This is a genomic window from Nonomuraea sp. NPDC051941, from assembly GCF_044593615.1.
This window is the reverse complement of the sequence record NZ_JBIUCF010000037.1, coordinates 138,270-145,798: the sequence shown is the minus strand read 5'-3', so window position 1 is coordinate 145,798 and position 7,529 is coordinate 138,270. Positions and strand designations below refer to the sequence as shown.

6 protein-coding genes are annotated in these 7,529 nt (G+C 67.7%); 4 read left to right on the top strand and 2 right to left on the bottom strand.

What is annotated here, in order from left to right:
- Positions 1 to 102: 102 nt before the first annotated feature.
- Positions 103 to 1,182 carry an inositol-3-phosphate synthase gene (locus tag ACIHFD_RS45685; protein WP_355192897.1) on the bottom strand — a complete coding sequence of 360 codons (1,080 nt, stop codon included), beginning with the start codon at positions 1,180 to 1,182 and terminating at the stop codon, positions 103 to 105.
- Between the two features lie 13 nt (positions 1,183 to 1,195).
- Positions 1,196 to 1,786: a PadR family transcriptional regulator gene (locus ACIHFD_RS45680; RefSeq protein ID WP_350724184.1), complete on the bottom strand. Its 591-nt coding sequence runs from the start codon at positions 1,784 to 1,786 to the stop codon at positions 1,196 to 1,198.
- A 134-nt stretch (positions 1,787 to 1,920) separates the two neighbouring features.
- Here ACIHFD_RS45680 and ACIHFD_RS45675 point away from each other — a divergent pair, with 134 nt between their 5' ends.
- The 4 genes from ACIHFD_RS45675 to ACIHFD_RS45660 all read left to right on the top strand — a co-directional run bounded on the left by ACIHFD_RS45675 (position 1,921) and on the right by ACIHFD_RS45660 (position 7,505).
- Positions 1,921 to 2,307, top strand: coding sequence for a DUF5318 family protein (locus tag ACIHFD_RS45675; RefSeq protein ID WP_350724183.1), 387 nt, complete (start codon positions 1,921 to 1,923; stop codon positions 2,305 to 2,307).
- A 403-nt stretch (positions 2,308 to 2,710) separates the two neighbouring features.
- Positions 2,711 to 5,113 carry a transglycosylase domain-containing protein gene (locus ACIHFD_RS45670; RefSeq protein WP_397372224.1) on the top strand — a complete coding sequence of 801 codons (2,403 nt, stop codon included), beginning with the start codon at positions 2,711 to 2,713 and terminating at the stop codon, positions 5,111 to 5,113.
- On the top strand, positions 5,110 to 6,432 hold the full coding sequence (locus ACIHFD_RS45665; protein ID WP_350724179.1) for a glycosyltransferase 87 family protein: 1,323 nt from the start codon (positions 5,110 to 5,112) through the stop codon (positions 6,430 to 6,432). Before ACIHFD_RS45670 ends, ACIHFD_RS45665 begins: the two co-directional genes overlap by 4 nt.
- The gene (locus ACIHFD_RS45660; protein ID WP_397372223.1) at positions 6,429 to 7,505 is read left to right on the top strand and encodes a mannosyltransferase family protein; all 1,077 of its coding nucleotides are present in this window, start codon (positions 6,429 to 6,431) and stop codon (positions 7,503 to 7,505) included. The genes ACIHFD_RS45665 and ACIHFD_RS45660 overlap by 4 nt, the downstream gene beginning before the upstream one ends.
- The last annotated feature ends 24 nt before the right edge of the window (positions 7,506 to 7,529 follow it).

Below are 7,529 nucleotides of genomic sequence, written 5' to 3'. Positions count from 1 at the left end.
CGCCCCCCCCCCCCCCCCCCCCCCCGCCCCCCCCCCCCCCCGCCCCCCCGCCCCCCCCCCCCCCCCCCCCCCCCCCCCCCCCCCCCCCCCCCCCACGGGGGGTCAGCGCTCGACCTCACCCCGGATGAACTTCTCGACGTAGTCCCTGGCCTCGTCGTCCGAGAACTGCTTGGGCGGCGACTTCATGAAGTACGAGGACGCCGACAGGATCGGGCCCCCGATCCCGCGGTCGAGGGCGATCTTGGCGGCCCGTACCGCGTCGATGATGATCCCCGCCGAGTTCGGCGAGTCCCAGACCTCCAGCTTGTACTCGAGGTTGAGCGGCGTGTCGCCGAACGAGCGGCCCTCGAGCCGCACGAACGCCAGCTTCCGGTCGTCCAGCCACGGCACGTGGTCCGACGGCCCGATGTGCACGTCGGCCTTGCCCATCTCGTGCGGGATCTGCGAGGTGACCGCCTGCGTCTTCGAGATCTTCTTGGACTGGAGCCGCTTGCGCTCCAGCATGTTCATGAAGTCCATGTTGCCGCCGACGTTGAGCTGGTACGTGCGCAGCAGCTCCACCCCGCGGTCCTCGAACAGCTTGGCCATCACGCGGTGCGTGATGGTGGCGCCGACCTGCGACTTGATGTCGTCGCCGACGATCGGCACGCCGGCCTTGGTGAACTTCTCCGCCCACACCGGGTCGGAGGCGATGAAGACCGGCAGCGCGTTCACGAACGCCACGCCGGCGTCGATGGCGCACTGGGCGTAGAAGCGGTCCGCGTCCTCCGAGCCCACCGGCAGGTAGGAGACCAGGACGTCGACCTGGTTGTCACGGAGCACCTGGACGACATCGACAGGCGCCTCGTCGGACTCCTCGATGATCTCCCGGTAGTACTCACCCAGACCGTCGAAGGTATGGCCGCGCTGGACGGTCACCCCCGTGGGCGGCACGTCGCAGATCTTGATCGTGTTGTTCTCGCTGGCGACGATCGCCTCCGCCAGATCACGGCCGACCTTCTTGGCGTCGACGTCGAACGCGGCGACGAACTCGACGTCACCGACGTGATATTCGCCGAACTTCACGTGCATGAGGCCCGGGACCCGAGTGTCCGGGTCGGCGTCCCTGTAGTAATGGACGCCCTGGACCAGCGATGACGCGCAGTTTCCGACACCGACAATGGCCACGCGAACCGAACCCATCGCATTCGCTCCCTTACTCATCAGTTGACGTGGTATCTCTTGCGGGCCCCTCTTCCGACGAGGCCCGACGCTCTGTAGCGATCAGCTCGTTGAGCCAGCGCACCTCGCGCTCGACCGACTCGAGCCCATGCCGCTGCAGCTCGAGCGTGTAACTGTCGAGGCGCTCCCTGGTGCGCGCCAGAGCTGTGCGCACCGCGTCGAGCCGCTCCTCCAGCCGGCTACGGCGGCCTTCGAGAATGCGCAGCCGTACTTCCGCCTCGGTGTGGCGGAAGAACGCGAAGTGCACGCCGAAGCTCTCGTCCTCCCAAGCGGAGGGGCCGGCCTGCGTCAGCATGTCCTGTAGCCGTTCCTTGCCCTCGGCCGTCAGCTTGTAAACGATCTTCGATCTGCCGCCGACGATCGTGGTGGGAGCGGGTTGCTCCTCCACGATGAGGCCCTGAGCCAGGAGTGATCGCAAACAGGGGTACAGCGATCCGTAGGAGAACGCACGGAACATCCCCAGCAGGGCGTTGAGCCGTTTGCGCAGCTCATAGCCGTGTAGTGGTGTCTCGTGCAGCGACCCGAGCACGGCCAGTTCCAAGACCCTGCCCTGTCCGCCGCCCATCGGAACCCGCCCCCTCTCGCGTCGATGTATCGAGCCGATACATCCCCAGGATACGTCGGGTCGCTATATGGCGGCAATCTGTGAATCTGCCAAGTCGTTGGGATGCAGCCGCAAAACGCCGTAGTCTGGCGCTCATGTGGTCACAGCGAAGGGTGGTGGATTACGGCCTTGCGAAACGGGCGGTGGTCCGCTCCCTGCGCATGGGGCGCACCTCGCGGGGCGACGTGTGTGACGCACAGCCCTACCTCCTTCGCGCGGCGCGCCACCTCGGCGAGCCGACCGAACGCCTCTGCCCGGTATGCGAAAGGGAGAACGTCACCAATGTGACCTACGTCTACGGCGATGCGCTCGGTAGGCATGCCGGACAGGCAAAGGTCACATCGGAACTCGTCGCAATGGCTCATGATTACGATGAGTTCCGCGTGTACGTTGTCGAGGTCTGCCAAGGTTGTTCCTGGAACCACCTGACGGTTTCATACGTCCTCGGAAACGGACCGCCTGACCTCGTCAGCCAACTGTGAAGACCGAGGGCGGCGAGAGATCTCACGCCCACCGCCGTTTATGTTTCCGACGACGATGCGAGGACGTGTGAGTAACAGCATGAATGAGGGGACGGCCCGCCCAGGAAGGCGCCGTCGTTCCAGCTCATCCCGTTCTGTGCCCCAGGGTTCTCCTCCGCAAACCGGTGAGTCGGGCTGGGGTGGTCCGGCGCAGTCGCAGCGTCGTCCGGAAGCCGCTTACGAGCAGACCGGTGCCATGGCCGCGCAGCCGTACGACGAGTCTCCCGGACGCGGTGACGGCCCTCCGATGCGTGGCGACGGACCTCCCACACGCGGTGACGGCCCTCCCATGCGTGGCGACGGGCCGGCTACGCGCGGTGACCAGCCGGGGCCGCGCACCCGCGCCCGGCAGGAGGCGCGGGGGATGAGCAACCAGGAGACGATCGTCAGCGACGCGCCGCGGCGCTCGCGCAGGAAGGGCGACGGCGGGCCGCCCGGGCCTCCCGGGCCGCCGACCAAGAAGGGCGGCGGCGACGGCAAGGGCGGCTGGCGCAGGTTCGTGCCCAACTGGAAGATCGTGGTGGCCGGGTTCGTGGTGCTCGCGGCCGGCCTCTTCGGCATGGTCATGGTCGCGTACGCCAACACGCCGGTGCCGACCGCCGACCAGGCCAAGTCCGACGCGCTCGCGCAGCAGAGCACCATCTACTACCGGGACGGCAAGACCGAGATCGCCAAGCTCGGTACGAAGCGCGAGATCCTCGATGACATCTCCAAGATGTCCCCGAGCGTCCGGGACGCCGCGGTGGCCATCGAGAACAAGACGTTCTACGAGGACTCCGGCGTCTCCATCTCCGGCATGTTCCGCTCGCTGTACATGACCGTGACCGGACAGCAGCTCCAGGGCGCCTCGACGATCACCCAGCAGATGGCCCGTAACTACTACGACGGCCTCAGCCAGGAAGTGTCCATCAAGCGCAAGGTCATGGAGATCTTCGTCGCGGTCAAGCTCGACGAGGAGTTGTCCAAGGACGACATCCTGAAGACCTACCTGAACACCGTCAACTTCGGCAAGGCCTATGGCGTCCAGGCCGCCGCGCAGGCGTATTTCGACGAGAAGGCCACCGCCGCCAAGCTGACGCCCGAGCAGGGCGCCTACCTCGCCGCGCGCATCCAGCAGCCCAACTGGGAGCCCGACGCTCCCGAGCTCAAGGCCCGCTGGAAGACCGTCATCCAGTACATGGCCGAGCAGTGGCCGGACAAATACGGCAAGCTGCCGGAGACCGCGAAGTTCCCCAAGCTCCGCAAGGACAGCGACAGCAACGAGCTCGGCGGTCTCCGGGGCTACATGGTGACGCAGGTCCTCCAGGAGCTGAAGGAGCGGCGTGGCCTCACCCCCGACGCGGTCAGGAGCGGCGGCTACCACATCATCTCCACCTTCGACAAGAAGCTCATGAAGGCCGCGCAGGTCGCGGTGAAGAGCACGACGGACAGCATGACCAAGGAGTTCCACGCGGGCCTGGCCGCGGTGGATCCGAAGAACGGCCGCGTTCTGGCGTTCAACGGCGGAAACAACTACGTCACCGACCCGTTCAACGAGCCCTTCGACGCCAAGAAGCAGGCCGCGTCCGCGTTCAAGCCTTACGTGCTGGCGGCCTGGCTGCAGGCCGGCTACTCGCTGAAGAGTTACGTGCCGGGCAACGTGACGGTGCCGAAGGTGCTGCCGGGCCAGGCGCGGGGCGGCTTCAAGAACAGCCACAACGTCGGCCAGGCCGTCGACGTGATCAAGGCCACCGCCGACTCGGTCAACACGGCGTACGTGTCGATGGCGTACGCGCTGCCCGGCAAGATCGACGACGTGAAGAACCTCGTCGAGGCGGCCGGGTTCAACCAGCAGCGCATGGAAGACGACGTCGACAAGCACCACTACCAGTTCGCTATCGGCAGCGCCCTGGTGACGCCGATCGAGCAGGCCGCCGGCTACTCCATCTTCGCCAACGCGGGCAAGTACACCAAGTACCACGTGGTGCAGGAAGTCAGGCTGGGCAAGCAGGTCGTCTACGGCGAGCAGCTGGCCTCCAAGCGGGTCATCGACCCCGGTGTCGCCGCCGACGCCACGGTCGCCATGGAGGAAGTGCTGCGGGCCGGCACCGCGCGGGGCAAGGGCCTGGGCAACCGGCCGGCCGCCGGCAAGACCGGCACGAACAATGACGAGAACGGCGCCTGGTTCGTCGGCTACACGCCGCAGATCTCCGCCGCGGTCGGGTTCTACCGCGAGGAGTGCAAGACGAAGACGGGCAAGGTCGTCCCGCCCAACGCGAACCGCACCTGCCCGGTGACGCCCAACAACAGGAAGAGCACGAAGTACAACGACCAGAATCCCTACAGCTTGCCGTACGAGCGGGGCCTGGGCTTCGAGGGTGCTGACGCGCCCACGCTCACGTGGCAGAGGTTCATGCTGGCGGCTCACGAGAACCTGCCGGTCGAGCAGTTCCCCCAGAAGGCCGATGTGGGGTTGGCCGAGAACATCGTGCCGAGCCCCGAGCCCAAGCCGACGAAGACCCCCGACAACCCGTTCGACAGCGGGGACAACCCCTTCGACGATCAGGGCAACCAGGACTGCCTCGTCAACCCGTGTGACGACAACGCCACCCCCGACGACGACGTCACCATCGACGACCCGGGCAACAACGGCAACCACGGCAACAACGGCAACAACGGCGACGGCGGCATCCCGCAGACCGGCGACGTCGGCGGGCCCGGCGGCGGCCGGGCGCCCGAACCGAGACCCTCGGGATGGTCGCCGATGTCCAGACCTGAGGACCGGTGACGAGCACGGAGGTACGCGTCCCCTTCGTGGCGCGTGCCGTTCCGTACCTTCCCCTGGGGCTGTTCGCAGCCCTAGGGGCGACCCTCGCCTACGTCGTGCGCCTGCCCTGCCGCACCGGAGGCTGGAACGACCAGGTCACGACGTACACGAACTTCTGCTACACCGACATCTACCCCCTGTACTTCGACAGGGCGCTGTCGACCCAGGATCCCTACTTCGCCGCCGTGCCGTTCGACAAGCAGGTCGAGTACCCGGTCGTGCTGGGCGAGGTCATGCAGGTGATCAGCTGGTTCGCCAGGGCGGTCGGAGCCGACGTGGGCGCGCAGGCCGTCAGGTTCTACGACCTGACGGTCATCCTGCTCGGCATCTGCCTGGTCGTCGGCGTCCTGCTGATGGCCGCGGTGGCCGGGCCCACGCGGCGGTGGGATGCGCTCTGGTACGCCATCTCGCCCGCCGTCGTGCTGGCCGCGTACATCAACTGGGACCTGGTCGCCGGCGCGCTGTCGATGGGCATGCTGCTGGCCTGGGCGCGGCGCCGGCAGGTGCTGGCCGGGGTGCTGCTGGGGCTGGCCATCGCGACCAAGTTCTATCCCCTGATGTTCCTGGGGGCGCTGTTCCTGCTCACGTTGCGCACCGCGCGATGGCGGCCGTTCCTGGTCACCCTGGGCGCCACGGCCGGCGCGTGGATCGTGGTCAACGCGCCGTTCATGATCTTCGCGTGGGAGGGATGGCGCAGGTTCTACGTCTTCTCCCAGGAACGCGGGGTCGACTGGGGCTCGCCGTGGCTGTTCTTCCAGAACAAGGGGATCCCCATCCTGGGGGACGGCGACGTCAGCAAGCTGGGGATGGCGTCCCTGGCCATCCTGTGCCTGGGCATCGCCGTACTCGCGCTGGCCGCGCCGCGGCGGCCCAGGCTGGCGCAGATCTGCTTCCTGGCGCTGGCCGCGTTCATGATGACGAACAAGGTGTGGTCGCCGCAGTTCGTGCTCTGGCTCGTGCCGTTCGCCGTGCTGGCCAGGCCCAACTGGAAGCCGCTGGTGTTGTGGCAGCTAGCCGAGATCTGGTACTTCGTCGCCATCTGGCTCTACCTGGTCGCGCAAGCGCCCTTCAGCAGGAACGACCTGGGCATCGGTGACGACACGTACTTCACCGCCGTCTGGGGACGGGTCATCACGATCGGGATCATGATGGCGTTCGTGGTGCGGGACATCCTCCGTCCCGACAAGGACGTGGTCCGCCAGGGCGACGTCGACGACCAGGGGGGCGGCGTCTTCGACGACGCTCGTGACCGGTTCACGCTGACACCAGCCGTTCGATGATCACCCGCTCGGCCGGCCGGGACGCGTTACTGCTCTGGTTCGGCTCGCGGGCGGGGCTGCTGGTGATGACGCTGCTGGGGACGGCCCTCGGCGCGTACGCCGACAAGTGGCGCAAGTGGGATGCCGGGCTATTCATCACCATCGCCCAGTACGGCTACGACGGCGAGCCCGGCAGGCCTGTGGACGACGGGCTGCCCGCGTTCTTCCCCGGCTTTCCGATGCTGCTGCGGGTGGTGCACCTCGTCGGGCCGGACTGGGCGGCGGCCGGGCTGCTCATCTCGCTCGCCGCCGGGGCGGTGGCCATGGTGGCGCTGGCCCGGCTGGCCGAGCTGGAAGGCGCCTCCGGCTGGATGGCGGTGCTGGCGCTGCTGCTCTACCCGATGGCGGTGTTCCTGGCGGCGGGCTACAGCGAGTCCCTCTTCCTGGCCTTCGCGATCCCGGCCTGGCTGGCCGCCAGGCAGGGGCAATGGTCTTTGGCGGCGTCCCTCGCCGCGGGCGCCTCGTGCGTGCGGATCACGGGGCTGTTTCTCGCGGTCGCGCTCGTCGTGGAGTTCCTCACCCGGCGCGAGCCGATCCGGCAGCGCATCCGGCAGGCGGGATGGCTGGTCGTGCCGTTCGTGCCGCTGGCGACGTACTCGTACTACCACTACCGCAGGTCGGGTGACTGGCTGGCGTGGAAGCACGCGCAGGAGGCCGGGTGGGGGCGGGACTTCGCCTGGCCGTGGGAGGCGTGGAAGACGACCTGGCGCTCGGCCATGGGCTCCGACGACTTCGCGGTGGCGTTCCGGATGGAGATCACCGGAGTGGTCGTGGCGTTGGCGGCGCTGATCTGGCTGCTCGCGCTGCGCCGGTGGAGCGAGCTGGTCTACACGGGGCTGCAGGCGGCGGCGCTGATGACCTCGGCGTACTACCTGTCGATCCCGCGCTCGCTGCTGCTGTGGTTCCCCCTGTGGATCCTGGTCGCGAAGGTCGCGACCAGGAGGCCGTGGGTGATGGTCGTGTACGCCCTGATCTTCGGGCCGCTCATGCTGCTCAACGCGGAACGTTTCCTGAGCGGCGCGTGGGCGGGCTGATCTTTCTACCCACTTCTTCGTCTT